The organism is Streptomyces sp. NPDC051907 (assembly GCF_040681075.1).
In the GTDB taxonomy this organism is placed as follows: Bacteria; Actinomycetota; Actinomycetes; order Streptomycetales; family Streptomycetaceae; genus Streptomyces.
Genome location: NZ_JBFAYB010000001.1, coordinates 101779 through 117605, shown reverse-complemented (window position 1 = coordinate 117605; position 15827 = coordinate 101779). Strand labels below are relative to the sequence as shown.

Genomic DNA, 15827 nt, shown 5'->3' with positions numbered 1-15827 from the left:
CAGCGCCTGACTCGCCCAACAGCGCCCGGCGGACTCGAACAACCTGTTCGTGGGCGGGGAGACGCTGACGGATGGGGGAACCCGAACTGGGTGGCGTGAACCGGCCTTTGTGTGCGCCCGCCCCGCGCGGTACGGCGGGGTGGGAGCTGGGGCGGGGGCGTGCGCGTGCTGGGGCGTTCCTGTATGTCGGCTGCTCAGAACGACGTCTACTTTTCAGTCATTCGCAGAAATCTTCCTTGACCCCGTAGTCGAGGCACCGTTGACTCACCCCGCGCTTGTGAAGATCTGATGACTCTGGGGTGGGGACTGTGGAGTTTTCGTGGGGGCGTCTGCGGACGCATGCCCGCATGCGTCGTGGAGCTGCGGTCACGACTGCGTTCGTGGCCGTGCTGTCGGCGCTGACGCTGCCGGCGGCGGCCGTGCAGCCGGCTGCTCCGGCGGCGGACTCCGCACCGTTGTCAGAGGGGCAGGAGGCGCTGGCGCGGGCTGTCGCATCGGGACAGCGGGTGGAGGTCACGGGGGAGCGGTCGGAGCAGACGACGGTGTTCGCCAACCCCGACGGCTACACCTTCACGCTGGAGGAGTCGGCCGTCCCGGTCCGGGTGTCCAAGCCGGACGGCGGCTGGCAGGCTCCCGACCCGGAACTGGTACGCCGGGCCGACGGCTCCGTCGGCCCGAAGGCCGCGGCCGTGGAGATGACGTTCTCCGGCGGAGGCGAGAAGGACCCGCTGGTGCGGATCGCCGAGCGAGGACGCTCGCTGGAGCTGAGCTGGCTGGGGAAGCTGCCGGCGCCGGAGCTCGACGGCCCTAGCGCCCTGTACCGGGATGTGCTCGCGGACGTCGACTTGAAGGTGACCGCGACGGCCGAGAGCTTCCAGCACGTCCTCGTGGTCAAGTCCCGCGCCGCGGCGGCCCTGCCGGAGCTGAAGAAGCTCGACTTCGGTCTGAAGGCCAAGGGTCTGTCGGTCCGCGAAGGCGCGGCCGGCAGTCTCGCGGCGGTGGACGGCGACGGACACACCGTCTTCCGCGCGCCGCCCGCGCAGATGTGGAACTCGGCGGGCAAGGCAGACCTGCAGGCGCCCAAGACCCAGAAGGCCCGCCCCGCGGCGGCGGCTGCCGACGCGCCGCCGGTCGCGGGGGACGAATCCGAGAAGGCCGCGTCCGGCTCGGGGCTCGAGCCGGGCCAGGGCGACAAAGTGACCCGCATGGACGTCAAGCTGACGGAGAGCACTCTGTCGGTGGTGCCGGACGCCGACATGCTGACCGCCACGGACACCGCCGCGTTCCCTGTGTTCATCGACCCGACCGTCACCTGGGGAGAGTCCGAGCGCACACTGCTGCGCTCGGACGGGTACGAGTCCTATGGCTGGGGCAACGGCGACGACGGCCGGGGCATGGGCGCCGGCAAGTGCGGTAGCTGGAACGGCTACTACTGCGGTGCGGGCTACGTCCAGCGGCTGTACTTCGAGTTCTCGCCGGCCAGCCTGAAGGGCAAGAAGGTCCTCGACGCCACGTTCCGTGTGACGGAACCCTGGGCGTTCCAGTGCGACCCGCGCTGGGTGGATCTCGTCCGCACGAACAACATCTCCTCCGCCACCACCTGGTCGTCCCGCCCCAAGGAACTGGACTGGATGGGCGACCGGCACGTGTCGGCGGGCCGCGGCTCGCTGTGCGACCCGGACTCGCCGGATGCCCCGATCGAGTTCCACGACAACCTTCCGGACGAGCCGAACGAGAACCTCACTCCGACGGTGCGGGACTTCGCGGCGGGCAAGTTCTCCCGCCTCACCCTGGAGATCCGGGCGAACGACGAGTCCGACCCCTCGGCGTGGAAGCGGTTCAAGAACGACGCGGTCCTCGCCGTGGACTTCGTCGGCCTGCCGGCCAAGCCCACCGCCATCGGTCTGCTGACGGGCTCCGGCGTGGTGTGCGACACGAGCGAATCGGATCCCGCTGTCGTGTCCGACACCACTCCGGCGCTGACGGCTACCGCCCAGACCGCCGCGGGCGGCGAGAAGGACGCGCAGCTGCGGGTCGCGATGGCTTTGGACAAGAAGGCGTCCAACGGAACCTGGTCGAGCGCCGTCGCCGACATGGAGTCGCCGACCACCGGCTATGTCGCGGACAACACCAAGCTCACCAAGACCGTCGCGGACTCGCAGAAGCTCACTGAGGGGACGCTGTACCGCTACCGGTCGTGGACGCGCTCGTACTACAACGGCGGCCGAAGCCACCTGCCCGGCCCCTCGAACGCCTCGACGTCCGGCTGGTGCTACTTCAAGGTCGACCCGACGCGACCCAACCCGCCCCAGATCGCCATCGGCGCCCCGTACACCGCGTGCACGGCCAACGACTGCGTCCCGCACGGCGGCCCCGGTCAGAAGGCGACCTTCTCCTTCGCTCCGGCAGCGGGCGACAGCAATGTCGTCTCGTACCAGTACAGGCTGACCGGGGGCGCCTGGTCGGCCGCCGTCAGCGGATCGAAGGTGTCGGCGCCCATCACTCCCCAGCGTTCTGGGACGCAGAGCGTGCACGTACGGGCCTACGACAGTCTGGGGCGACCGGGCCAAGAGGCGGCGGTGCACTTCCTGGTCGCAGCGGGCGACGGCCCGATCGCCAGGTGGCACTTCAACGAGGCCGAGGGGGCTGCGGTCGACTCCGCCACCGCCGGAACCACCCGGCACGACGGCGCCCTCGCCGGGAACGCCGTCCGCGACGACCGCGGGCGCCGTGGCCTGATAACGCGCGACGCCGAAGACGACATCCTCGAAACGCCGGTGACCGACAAGGGCCTCTCACTCGACGGCAGCACCGCGTACGCCGCCACCAGCGGCCCCGTGCTGGAGACGAAGTCGTCTTACACCGTCTCGGCATGGGTGCGAGTCGATCCGAACGCGACGCAGACGCTGACGGTACTGAGTCAGACGGCCGGAGCGACCAGCCCCTTCTCCCAGCAGTACAGCCCGCTGTACCTCTCCTACGACGGCAGAGGCTCCAATACCTGGAGTATGCGGATGCTCACCGCCGAGGGCGCCTTCCATGAGGCCAAGGCCAAGCAGCCCTCGCCGCGCGGTGTCTGGACTCACGTGGCAGGCGTTCACGACGCGACGCAGAAGAAGGTCAGCTTCTACCTCAACGGCCAGTTCCAGGCAGCGGCCGACTGGGGTACGCCGTGGTCCGCGAGCGGGCCGTTGCAGATCGGCCGGGTGATGCACGCCGACGGCTACAGGGACTACATGCACGGCTCGGTCGACGAGGCGGCGGTGTGGCAGCGCGCGCTGACGGAGAAGGAGATCGCGGACGAGGCGCGGCTGATGACGTCGAAGAACTTCGCGGGCACGGAGCTGGTGGCGGACTGGTCCGCATCACGTGGAAGCGGCACGACCGTCGCCGACACCACGTCCGGATACGGCAAGAGCCTGACGCTCGTCGGCGGCGCCTCGCTGAACGGCGAGGACATCGTCCTGGACGGCGTCGACGACGTGGCCGCGGTCGCCGGTCCTCTGGTGGACGACACGGGCTCGTTCACCGCGACCACGCTGGTCGCGTTGGACGGCGCCAAGCTCCTGAGCAAGGACGTCGGCTACACCGGGCAGGTGCTCGGCCAGCGCACGGCCGACGGCTCCGCCTGGGGACTCTGGTTCCAGCTCACGGGCAAGAACACGGTGCTGGACGAGGACACGGGCGAAGAGAGAACGGTGCCGGTGGGGCTCTGGCACTTCGGCCGGCTGAACGCCGACGGAACGTTCTCCTCCGTCGCCTCGGACGAAGTGGCGGCGCTGGACAGCCCGGTCCGCCTGAGCGGCGTCTTCGACGCCCAGGCCGGGACGATCAGCCTGTATCTGGGCCAGAACCAGAACGGCGATGCTCGAGCGTTCACCGCCAAGGCGGGCTCGGGGGACTTCGCCATCGGCCGGGGCCTCACCTCGGGGAGCTGGAAGCACTACCTGCCGGCCCGGATCTCCGATGTGCGGCTGTGGGCGGGCGCCATGGCCGGCGGGGCGCAGATCGAGACCAGCGTGGGCGACTGACAGCCCTGAGTGCGGGCGGCGGCCGGGCGTCGCCGCCTGCACCGCCGTCGCGCGCGGCGGCACATATGACCTTCGTGGACTTCTCTCTTTGCGGAACTGGGTGGGGCGGAGCAGATGGCTTTTGGCAGAGGCACCTCAAGACGACGGCGACGGGACGTGGCCCGGCGCTTGGACAGCCGACTGCTCCTGCAGTCACTGGCATTGGCCTTGATCGCGTCGCTCGCGGTGGCGCCGGTGGCAGAGGCGGCGGACGAGCCCGGCGGGCTCGGCCGCCCTGATCTGCCCCAGCAGCCCGTGAGCAAGGTCAAGACCGTCGAAGGGCTGGGCGCGGACAAGGCCAGGGCGGAGGTCGCCAGAGACGCCGCAGTCAACGCGGCCCAGGCCCGGCGGGCCAGGGCGGAGCAGAAGGGCGCCTGGCCCAAGCCGGGCACGGCGACGGTGAAGCTCCCCGAAGGGAAGACCGGCAAGGCATCGCCGGGCGGCCTTCCGGTGACGGTCAGCAACGCGTGCGACGAAGCAGACCAAGGCGGCCGGCACGGGGGCCCGGATCACCGTGCTGGACCAGAAGGCCGCGGACAGGGCCGGTCTGACAGGCGTGCTGCTGACCGCCGAGGCGGACGCTCCCGGCGCGGCCGCGGTCAGCGTCGACTACAGCGGCTTCGCCTCGGCCGTCGGCGGCGGCTGGTCCCAGCGGCTGCGCATGGTGCAGCTGCCTGCCTGCGTACTGACAACGCCACAGAAGGCCGAGTGCCGTCGGCAGACTCCGCTGAAGTCCGCCAACGACCTCGCAGGGCATTCCGTCTCCGCTCAGGTGACGCTGGCCCAGGCCGAGGGCGGCGTGTCCGCGCAGCTGGCCGACAGCGGCACTGCTGCCAGCGCCACGGTTGTGGCAGTCACGGCAGCCGGCGCGGGATCCGGCCAGTCGCCCAAGGGCGCGGGCGACTACTCGGCGACCGAGCTGTCGGAGTCCTCGTCGTGGGAGGCGGGCGGCAGCTCCGGCGCCTTCACCTGGTCCTACGGCTTCTCCGTGCCGCCCGCGGCAGCCGGCCCGGAGCCGAGTCTCTCGTTGTCGTACGACTCGGGGAGCGTCGACGGCCGTACCGCCACCACGAACAACCAGGGCACCGCGGTGGGCGAGGGCTTCTCCCTGTCCGAGTCGTACATCGAGCGCGCCTACGGGCCGTGTGACGAGGACGGGCACAAGGACGTCTTCGACCAGTGCTGGAAGTACGACAACGCGCGTCTGGTCCTGAACGGCAAGTCGAACCAGCTGGTGAAGGTCGGGGAGAACCGCTGGAAGCTGGCGACGGACGACGCCACGCTCGTGACGCGGTCGAAGGACGCGGACAACGGCGACGACGACGGCGAGCACTGGACCGTCGTGACCAGCGACGGCTCCAAGTACGTCTTCGGTCTGGACAAGCTCGACGGCGCCAAGGACCAGCGGACCAACTCCACCTGGACGGTGCCGGTCTTCGGCGACGACTCAGGTGAGCCGGGATACTCCGCAGGCGAATCGTTCGCGGAGCGATCGAAGACGCAGGCGTGGCGGTGGAACGTCGACTACGTCGAGGACACCTCCGGCAACGCCGCCACGTACTGGTACGCCAAGGAGACGAACCACTACAAGAAGAACAAGTCCGAGACGGCCAACGCGTCGTACACCCGCGGCGGCCATCTGAAGGAGATCAAGTACGGACTGCGCAAGGGTGCGTTGTTCACCGATGCCGCCGACGCGAAGGTCACCTTCGGGTACGCCGAGCGCTGCACGGTCTCGGACTGCTCGTCGCTGACCAAGGACACCGCCGAGAGGTGGCCGGACGTCCCCTTCGACGCCATCTGCTCTGACGGCGACAAGGAGTGCGACGCGGTCGGCCCGGCGTTCTTCTCCCGTAAGCGGCTCACCCACCTCGACACCTCCTCCTACAACGCCACGAGCAGCGCCTACGACCAGGTCGACGCCTGGGAGCTGGGGCAGGAGTACCTGGACGGCGGCGACATCCGAGACACCTCCGACCAGGTGCTGGCCCTGAAGTCGATCAAGCGCTGGGGCAAGACGGCCAGTCCGCAGGTGACGCTGAACCCGGTCTCGTTCACCTACCAGATGCGCCCGAACCGGGTGGACGGCACCGACGACATCCTCCCGCTGACGCGACCCCGCATCTCCAAGGTCACCTCGGAGACCGGCGCCATCACCACGGTGACGATGTCCTCTCCGGAGTGCGTCCGCAGCGAGGTCATAGGCGCGCCGGAGGATTCCAACACCCGCTCCTGCTACCCGCAGTACTGGCACGTCAACGGCAGTGAGAACGCCTCCGTCGACTGGTTCCACAAGTACCGGGTGCTCGCCGTCCTCGCATCCGATCCCGCTGGGCACAACGAGGGGGTCGAGCACGAGTACGCGTACAGCGGCGCGGGCTGGCACTACAGCGACGACGCCTTCACGCCGAAGGACGAGCGGACCTGGTCCGACTGGCGCGGCTATCGGCAGGTCACCGTCTACAGCGGCGCCAAGGACAGGACACGCTCCAAGAGCGTCTCCCTCTACTCGCAGGGCCTGGACGGCGACAAGAAGAAGGACGGCAGCACCCGTTCGGTGACCCTGGCGCCGCTGTCCGAACCGGACGTCGGCATAGCCCCCATCACCGACAGCGACCAGAACAGCGGTCAGCTGCGCCAGAAGGTCACGTACAACGGATCCACGCCGATCACCGTCACCGCGCACGACCCGTGGTCGAAGGAGACCGGCCGCCAGAGCGCCCCGGACGCGGGAGACCACGTCGCCCGCTTCGTCCGTACCGAGAAGTCCGCCACCTACACCTACCTGACCGCTGCCAAGTCCTGGCGGTCGAGGGTGGTGGACACCGCGTTCGACGACTTCGGCATGCCGCGGACGGTTGAGGACCAGGGCGACAAGGCGAAAAACGGCGACGAGACCTGCACGGTCAACTGGTACGCCCGCGACCCCGGAGCGGGGATCACCAGCCTGTCCTCCCGCACCCGTACGGTCGCCAAGCCCTGCTCGGTGAGCGATGCCCAGCTCGACCTGCCGGCCGACTCCTCACGCGGCGGAGACGTGCTCTCCGACACCGCCATCGCGTACGACGGAGCGACCTGGTCGCCGGGGATGACGCCGAAGGCGGGCCTGGCGACCTGGACCGGGCGCGCCAAGGCGTACGGCGCCGACGGCGCCGTCACCTGGCAGAGGCTCACCACGAACGACTACGACGCCCTCGGTCGTCCTCGCAGCGTCACCGACGCCGGCGGCAACACCGCGTCCACCGCCTACACCCCGGCCGACGCGGGCCCGCTGACGAAGACGGTGACCACCGACGCCAAGGCCTACAAGACCACTCGCTTCCTCGACCCGCGGCGCGGCCAGCCGCTGCGCGTCTACGACGTCAACACGAAGAAGACCGAGCTCGCCTATGACGCGCTCGGACGCATGACCGATGTGTGGCTCCCCAACCGCACCCGCGGCAGCCAGAGCCCCAACAGCACGTTCGCCTATGACTTGAGGAACACGGAGCCGTCCTCGGTCGCCGCGTCGACCCTCAAGAAGGACGGCGCCACCTACAACACCACCTACGCCCTCTACGACGCGCTGCTGCGGCCCCTGCAGACTCAATCGCCCACCCCGCAGGGCGGCCGGCTGCTCACCGACACCCGGTACGACACCCGCGGCCTCGCCTACGAGACGCACGCGGACATCTTCGACGCCAGAACGGCGCCGAAGGGCGCCTACGCCCGTGTCGAGAACGGCACGGCGCCCAAGGAGACGACGACCGTCTTCGACGGCGCTGGACGCCCGACGTCGAGCACTCTCTTCGTGGGCGGCGTCAAGAAGTGGTCCACCAGCTCGACCTACACCGGCGACTCCACGGCCAGCACCGCACTCGAGGGCGGCTCGGCGACGCGCGCCGTCGTCGACGCCCGAGGCCGCACGATCGAGGCCCGAGAGTATGCCGGCGCCAGCCCTGCCGACGCCGACTTCGGCGGCGGCCTGGGCTCGCCGTACACCTCCACGCAGTACGCCTACAGGCTCGACGACCGGCAGACGTCGATCACCGGGCCCGACAAGACGAAGTGGACCTACGGCTACGACCTGTTCGGCCGCAGGACGACGGCGACCGATCCGGACAGGGGCAAGTCCACGACCGAGTTCAACGCGCTCGACCAGGCGGTCAAGGCGACCGACGAACGCGGACAGTCCGTCCTCATGGCGTACGACAAGCTGGGGCGGCCCACGGAGACCTGGGCAGGCGCCCAGACCGACGCCAACCTGCTCACCGCGCGCACGTACGACACCGTGCTCAAGGGGCTGCCCGCCGCTTCGACGCGCTATGCAGGCGGCAAGTCCGGCCAGGCCTACACCAAGGCAGTCACCGCGTACGACAGCCTCTCCCGCCCCGTCGCCACGAAGCTCGAGCTTCCCGCCAACGACCCTCTGGTCCAGGCCGGCACGCCCTCGACGCTGGAGTACACCAGCTACTACAACGTCGACGGCACCCTGCAGAACGTCAAGGAACCGGCCGTCGGCGGCCTCCCGTCCGAAGTCGTCGAGTACGAGTACAACGGACAAGGCCTGGTCACCTCGATCGGCGGCTCCACCGGCTACCTCCTCGACACGGACTACTCCGCGCTCGGCCAGGCCCTGCAACTCACTCTGGGCACGAGCAGCGGCGCGGAATTCAAGAGGAGCTACGTCACCAACCGCTATGAGGAGGGCACCGGCCGCCTCGCCCGCAGCTCGGTCACGGACGACACCCACCCGTACATGCTGCAAGACCTCAACTACGCCTTCGACCAGGCGGGCAACGTCACCTCCATCGCCGACCCCACGAACCTCGGGGGCACGAGCAGCCCGGAGACCCAGTGCTTCGCCTACGACGGCCACCGCCGTCTGACCGAAGCCTGGACCCCTGCCTCCCAGAAGTGCGGGGACGCCCGCAGCGGGGAGAGCCTGTCCGGTCCGGCCCCGTACTGGACGTCGTACAGCTACAACACGGCGGGCCAGCGCACCAGCGAGACGACCCACAAGGCCGGCGGCGACACCAAGACGGACTACTGCTACAAGGACAGCCAGCCGCACACCCTGACGGGGACCCGAGTCAACGCCGAGTGCACCACGGCGGATCCCAAGCGCGACTACGGCTACGACAAGACCGGCAACACCACCAAGCGCCCCGGCAAGAGCGCGGCACAGGACCTGGCCTGGTCTGCGGAGGGCCAGCTGTCCAAGCTCACCGAGTCCGGCAAGTCGACCGACTATGTGTACGACGCCGACGGCGCCCTGCTGATCCGGAACAGAGCCGACGGCGAGCGCGTCCTGTACACGGGAACGACCGAACTGCATCGCCGCACCGACGGATCGACGTGGGGTCAGCGCACCTATGGCGCGGGCGACCTGACGGTGGCCGTGCGAAGCACCGAGACCGGCACGACGAAGATCTCCTTCCTCGCGGGCGACCACCACGGCACGCAGAGCCTCGCCATCACCGCGGACAGCGCACAGACCCTCGCCAAGCGCCACATGAGCCCCTTCGGCGCCGAGCGCGGCACGCCGCCCGGCGCCTGGCCGGACGACAAGGGCTTCCTCGGCAAGACGAAGGACGAGACCACGGGTCTCACTCACATCGGCGCACGTGAGTACGACCCCGTCATCGGCCAGTTCATCAGCGTCGACCCGGTCCTGATGCCTGGGCAGCACCAGTCGATGAACGGCTACAGCTACGCGAACCAGAATCCCACGTCGGCATCTGACCCCACGGGACTCTGCGTCGACCCGGGCAACGGCCGCTGCATGCCGACGAATGGCGGGGACGCGGGGAAGAAGGCGCAGCCCGAGAACCACTACAGCTCCAAGTATGTCGATAAGCGGAGCAGCGGCGGGACTGCCTCCGGAGGGGGCGGCGGTGGCGGTGGCGGTAAGACGTATGCGGACACGCTGCTCGGCCTCCTCCCGCGGACCAATGACGAATCTCGCTTGACTCAGATGTGGATGTCTTACTACAGGGTCGATGGAGGCTCCTATTGGGAAGCCAGTGTCGGCGACGGAGACAGGACGGCCCTGGCGTGCTACGGGCGTGCGGGATGTCGTGAGGCGTACCGACACCTGCTAGAAACAGGAGACGTTGCTGAGGCCAAGGAGATTGCCGCAACCTACTGCCTCACTCATGCGGAACGCTGCGCAGATGAAGCGGGCGGATACGAAACAACTCAAGAAATCCTTGACGCCCTTCCGGGCCTCATTGCGGCTGCCTACGGAGTACGCGGAGGTCGGCCGGGAGGCTGTGGGAAGTGCTTCCTAGCAGGTACCGATGTCCTCATGGGGGACGGTACGACCAAGGACATCGAGGACGTCAAACTCGGCGACAGAGTCTTGGCAACAGATCCGGAGACAGGTGAGACCGGCCCGCGGGAGGTCACCCGCCTCATCGTCACGGAGGACGACAAGCGCTTCAACACGCTGTCCATCGCCACGAATGAGGGCATTGAAGAGCTCACAGCAACCTACGAGCATCCGTTCTGGTCGCCTTCAGAACGACGCTGGGTAGAAGCGGGCGACCTCGAACCGGGTATGACCCTCCGCACGGATGACGGCGACACCGTGATCGTGTCGGGTAATCATGCATTCACCAAGCGGGCGAGGACATACAACTTCACCGTCGATGAATTGCACACGTACTATGTGCTCGCTGGTGCGACTCCGATACTCGTTCACAACAGCAACTGTGGTATCTCGATGGAAGAGGCCGTTAACCGTGCTGTTGCACACGTTGGCGACAACGCAACGGTGGTGCGATCCGGTAGTGGTGGAGTCCAGTTCATGAGCGCTACGACGGATGAGGCCGGTAATGTGGTCAGGAAGATCGCAAGGTTCGATGTGAACCCCAACAGCCCTCACGTGCAGAAACTGAGTCCGCACTTGAACCTGGAAACCCAGGTCAACGGGAAGACGGTTACAAGTGGCCCACTCAAGGATCCGCACACTGCTGTCGATCCATCCACGATTCGGCCCGGCGACTACTGGCCGTAGGCCATTTTCGGAGGCGTGATGTTGAAGGTCTTGCGCGGTGATGCGACCGGGGAAATGGAGTTGTCGGGGACTCGGTCTGATCTGGTGGCCTTGGCGCGGGAGCTCAGGATCGGGGAGGGGGAAGTTCTCCTGGAGAGAGTCTCAAATCCATCTCCGTACAGTCGGTCCCTGTCGCGGATCAAATATCGGCAAGCGAGCGGGAAGATCATGATTTCTTCATCCGGAGACAGTGAATCTCTAGAGATTCAAGGTGGTCTGGAACTTCTTTCTCTCCTTTCTGAGAATATCGAAGGATTTGCCCTGCAAGCGAGTCAGGATGACCACTTTCATGTGGACTACTTTCCAGGGCATGATTATCTGGCTAAAGGGTCGGGATCGCTGGTTGTAGCCATCGATAGCGATGCGAACCCGAGGTCATGAAACAGCTTGGGTGCGACTGGTGCTGAAGCGAAGTCGTCTTATTCGTCGACCCCAGAGGATTTTTCTCCGGTGGGGCCGACGGATCGCCGGCGGCAGTAGTTGACGCCAGCGTCAGCGGGCTTGGATGCCCGTCACGCGCCGGTTGGCGAAGAAGATCGAGCAAGACCCTAGGAGGCACGTCGCCCACGGACTCGCTCGCTTGATCGAGCCCGTCAACCGGCCCGCCCTCTCACTCCTCTCCCCGCCCCACCAGCCCCGCCTCGTACGCCAGGATCGCCAGTTGGACCCGGTTCTTGAGGCCCAGGCGGGCCAGGACCGTGCTGACGTGGGCCTTTACCGTGCCCTCGACGACGAACAGCTCCGCCGCGATCTCCGCGTTCGACAGGCCCGTGCCGACCAGGGAGACCACCTCGCGCTCGCGGGCGGTCAGCGGCTGGAGTCGGTCCGTCGCCTCGGCGGAGCGTGACAGCCGGCCCGTGCCCAGCTGTGCGATCACGCGGCGGGCGATCACGGGGGAGAGGAACGCCGCGCCCTGCGACACCGCCCGTACCCCCGCGAGCAGTTCGTGCGGGTCGCCGGACTTGAGCAGGAAGCCGGTGGCGCCGGAGCCCAGTGCGCGGGCGATGTACGCGTCCTCGGAGAAGGTGGTGAGGATGGCGACCGCCGTCCCGGGGGCGGCCGTGCGCAGTTCCTCCGCGGCGCCGAGTCCGTCGAGGCGGGGCATCCGGATGTCGAGCAGCGCCACGTCCGGGCGGTGCCTCAGGGACAGGTCGACCGCCTCGCGTCCGTCGCCCGCCTCGGCGACGACCTCGACGTCCGGGTCGGCGGAGAGGATCGCCCGCACTCCCGCACGGATCATGGCTTCGTCGTCGGCCAGCAGCACCCTGATCATGCCGTCACGATACGGCGGAGCCGCCCGGGCGCATGGCGCGCCCGGGCGGCTCCTGGCTCACTGTGTGCGATCAGAAGGTGAGCTTGAAGCTGTTGATGTAGCCGACGTCATACGCCGCCACATCCGTGACCTTCAGCTTCCACGTGCCGTTCGCCACCTCGCTGGAGGCGTTGACGGTGTACGTCGTCTGGACGTTGTCCGCGGAGTCGCTGCCGCTCGCGCTCTTCAGGCGGTACGCGGTCCCGTCCGGCGCCAGCAGGTCGATGACCAGGTCGCCGCGCCAGGTGTGGATGATGTCCACGCCGACCTTGAGAGCCGCGGACGCGTTGCCCGGGCGGCCGGTGACGTTGATCGAGGAGGTGACCGACGCGCCGTTGTCCGGGATGGCGACGTCCGTCGTGTTCTCGAACACGCCGCCGGGGTCGGGGTCGCCGCCGCCGGGACGGGCGCCGACGTTGATGCCGGCCCAGGCGTGGGTCACGTTCTTGACCTCGGTGCTGTTCGCTCCGTACAGCTCCGTCGCGACCGCGATCGTGCCCGCGCGCGCTCCGGCGTAGTCGGTACGGGAGTTGAACTTCGTGGTCAGCGCCTTGAACCAGATCAGCGCGGCCTTCTCACGGCCGATGCCGGTCACCGGCAGACCGTCGGAGGTCGGCGAGTCGTAGTTGACCCCGTTGACCGTCTTGGCGCCGCTGCCCTCGGAGGCCAGGTAGAACCAGTGGTTCGCCGGGCCGGAGGAGTAGTGGACGTCGATGTTGCCGATGCCCGCGTACCACGCGTCCTTGGACGAGCCGTCCTTGCTCGGCTTGTCCATGTAGCGCAGCGGGGTGCCGTTGCCGCGGATGTCGATCTTCTCGCCGACCAGGTAGTCGCCGACGTCCTGGGCGTTGTTGGCGTGGAACTCGACGGCCGCCGCGAAGATGTCGGAGGTCGCCTCGTTCAGGCCGCCGGACTCGCCGCTGTAGATCAGACCCGCGGTGTTGGCGGTGACGCCGTGCGTCATCTCGTGCGCCGCGACGTCGATCGAGGTGAGCGGCTTGGCGTTGCCCGCGCCGTCGCCGTACGTCATGCAGAAGCAGCTGTCCTGCCAGAACGCGTTGACGTAGTTGTTGCCGTAGTGGACCCGGGAGTACGCGCCCACGCCGTCGCCGCGGATGCCGCTGCGGCCGTGCACGTTCTTGTAGTAGTCCCACGTCAGAGCGGCGCCGTAGTGCGCGTCCGCGCCGGCGGTCTCGGCGTTCTGCGGAGTGCCGTCGCCCCAGGTGTCGTCCGGGCCCGAGAAGAGGGTGCCGGAGCCCGAGGTGCCGCGGTTGAGGTTGTTCGTCTTGTGGTTGCCGCGGGCGGTGTCGGTCAGCGTGTACGAGGGGGCCGTGCCGAGCGTGACCTGCCCGCTGTACTGCGTGTTGCCGGTGCCGGTCTCGACCGCCTGGCGCTCGAAGAGCTTCTTGCCGGTGGCCGCGTCGGTGATGACGTGCAGCTCGTTCGGCGTGCCGTCGTGCTGGAGTCCGCCGACGACGGTCTCGTACGCGAGCGTCGGCGTGCCCGTGCCCAGCCAGACCACCTTGCGCGGCGCGCGGTCGGCCTTGGACTTGGTGGACCCCTCGGCCTTCGCCGCGCCCAGCGCCTGCTTCTCGGCGACGGAGGGGGCGACCTCGGCGGAGGTGTCGATGTTCTTCAGCGTCGCGGCGGCCGCCTTGACGACCGACTCGGTCGCGCCCGACGTGCTCTCGGCGACCACGAGGTCGCCGCCCAGGACGGGCAGGCCGTCGTAGGTGCGCTCGTAGCGGGTGTGCGTGGTGCCGTCGCGGTCCTGCGTGACATCGCGGACGACGAGCTTCTCCTGGGCGGTGAGGCCCAGTTCCTTGGCCGTGGCGGCGGTGGTGGCGGTGGCCTTGCGGATCAGCTCGGCGCGCTGGGCGGGGCTGAGGGACTTCGGCAGCGCGCCGGGGTCGGCGCCCTGCGCCGCGGCCGACGCGGCGGAGGCCGCGCCCGGGGCCGCCGTCGTCTCGGCTGCGGAAGTGCCCGTCTGGAATCCGACCGCGATGAGTGCAGCGGTGGCTATAAGAGCTCCGGTCGCGGTGGTGCGCCGGCGAGGCGTGGGTCTCACGCGAACTCCTTCTGCGAGGGGGGTACCGGTCGGCTGGGTGGGGCCGGCCGGGCAGAGCATGCGGAGCGAGTCAGTGCATGCGGAGCTTGTTGGAGCAGCACGCTTCGAGCGTGTGAGCGATGCCCGAGCGTGTGAGCGTGGATCGGGGGAAGAGTGGCAGCACTCAGTGCCATCTGTCAGGAGCGCGTCAATAAGTTGGCCGGAATTCGTCCGCTGCCCGAATGGTCGTGTTCGTTAAGCGGACGTTTCGTCGATCATCACCGCGACGCCGTCGAGAGTTCGTCTGAGCCCGAACTCGAAGAGCGTTTCGAGGTCCAGATCGAACCCGCCCTCGGTGAACAGCGTACTGAGGAGGGGTAGATTGCCGCCCCCGACGATCGCCTCGAAGTGTGGCTCGTTCCGCGCCATCCACTCGTCGTCCGAGATGCCGGTGTCCTGCTCCGCCTGGGTCTCCAGCTCGGCTGCCATCGCGATCGCCTGGACGTACGCGAAGAGCGTGAGATGGACGTGGATCAACTGAAAAGGCGTCAGACCGGTGCCCCGGAGGGCGCACAGCACCCACTCGGTGTACCGCATCGCGTTCGGCGAGTAGACCGGGCGCGTGATCGAGGCCATCGCCATGGCGAGCCACGGATGGCGGGTGCACACATCCCGCAGCCACCGCGCGGCCTGCTCCAGCCCGGTGCGCCAGTCGGCCGGAACCGGACCCAGCGGCTTCTCGCCGCATGCGGCGTCGGTCATCAGCCGGATCAGCTCCGCCTTGCCGGGGACATGGCGGTACAGCGCCATGGTGGAGGTGGACAGAGCGGTCGCGATGCGGCGCATGGAGAGGGCGGCAAGGCCCTCGGCGTCCGCGATCTCCACGGCGGCGCGGACGATGCGCTCGCGCGTGAGGCCCGGCGCGGGGGAGGCGGTCCGCCGCGGCTGAGCGCGCGTCCCGACGACGACCGTGCCCACGCCGGGGACGGCGCGCACGAGCCCCTCCCGGCGCAGGACCGCGAGCGCTTTGGTGGCGGTGGCCATGGCGACGCCCCACTGCTGGGTGATGGCCCGTGTGGAGGGGACGCGGTCGCCGGGGGACAGCTCGCCGTCGGCGATGCGCAGGCGGAGCTCGGAGGCGATGCGGAGGTAGGGCGGCTCGGTCTGCATGCGGCGCGAGTGTACTAGTACGCGGATGACGTCGTACGCCCCGATGAGCTGGGAGTATCAACTCCCCGCCGGTGTAGTGCACTAGGGTGTGCTAGGAGGTTGTTTGCGGTGTACGCGAAGCGGCTGTTTCGCTCCCCTCATGACATCTCCTCCACCGACCTCTCCTCCACCGACCGGTCCCGCGCACAC

General features: G+C 68.5%; 5 protein-coding genes and 1 pseudogene. 3 read left to right on the top strand and 3 right to left on the bottom strand.

The annotated features are described in order from the left end of the window. Positions 1-347: 347 nt before the first annotated feature. The 3 genes and pseudogenes from AB0M39_RS00465 (at position 348) to AB0M39_RS00455 (ending at position 11490) form a co-directional block, all read left to right on the top strand. Positions 348-4031, top strand: coding sequence for a LamG domain-containing protein (locus tag AB0M39_RS00465; RefSeq protein ID WP_365358512.1), 3684 nt, complete (start codon positions 348-350; stop codon positions 4029-4031). Positions 4032-4145: 114 nt separating this feature from the next. After that, a pseudogene (locus AB0M39_RS00460) lies at positions 4146-10761 on the top strand (polymorphic toxin-type HINT domain-containing protein); the annotation flags it as partial. A gap of 324 nt (positions 10762-11085) precedes the next feature. Beyond that, on the top strand, positions 11086-11490 hold the full coding sequence (locus AB0M39_RS00455) for a hypothetical protein (RefSeq protein ID WP_365358510.1): 405 nt from the start codon (positions 11086-11088) through the stop codon (positions 11488-11490). Between the two features lie 229 nt (positions 11491-11719). On the opposite strand, the gene AB0M39_RS00450 is transcribed toward AB0M39_RS00455, so the two are convergent. The 3 genes from AB0M39_RS00450 to AB0M39_RS00440 all read right to left on the bottom strand — a co-directional run bounded on the left by AB0M39_RS00450 (position 11720) and on the right by AB0M39_RS00440 (position 15638). Then, complete coding sequence (locus tag AB0M39_RS00450) at positions 11720-12382, bottom strand: response regulator transcription factor (RefSeq protein WP_365358508.1); 663 nt, start codon at positions 12380-12382, stop codon at positions 11720-11722. A gap of 70 nt (positions 12383-12452) precedes the next feature. Further along, positions 12453-14489, bottom strand: coding sequence for a M4 family metallopeptidase (locus tag AB0M39_RS00445; protein ID WP_365358506.1), 2037 nt, complete (start codon positions 14487-14489; stop codon positions 12453-12455). A gap of 234 nt (positions 14490-14723) precedes the next feature. Next, a complete protein-coding gene (locus AB0M39_RS00440) occupies positions 14724-15638 on the bottom strand; it encodes a TetR/AcrR family transcriptional regulator C-terminal domain-containing protein (protein WP_365358504.1) in 915 nt (304 codons plus the stop codon). Positions 15639-15827: the final 189 nt, after the last annotated feature.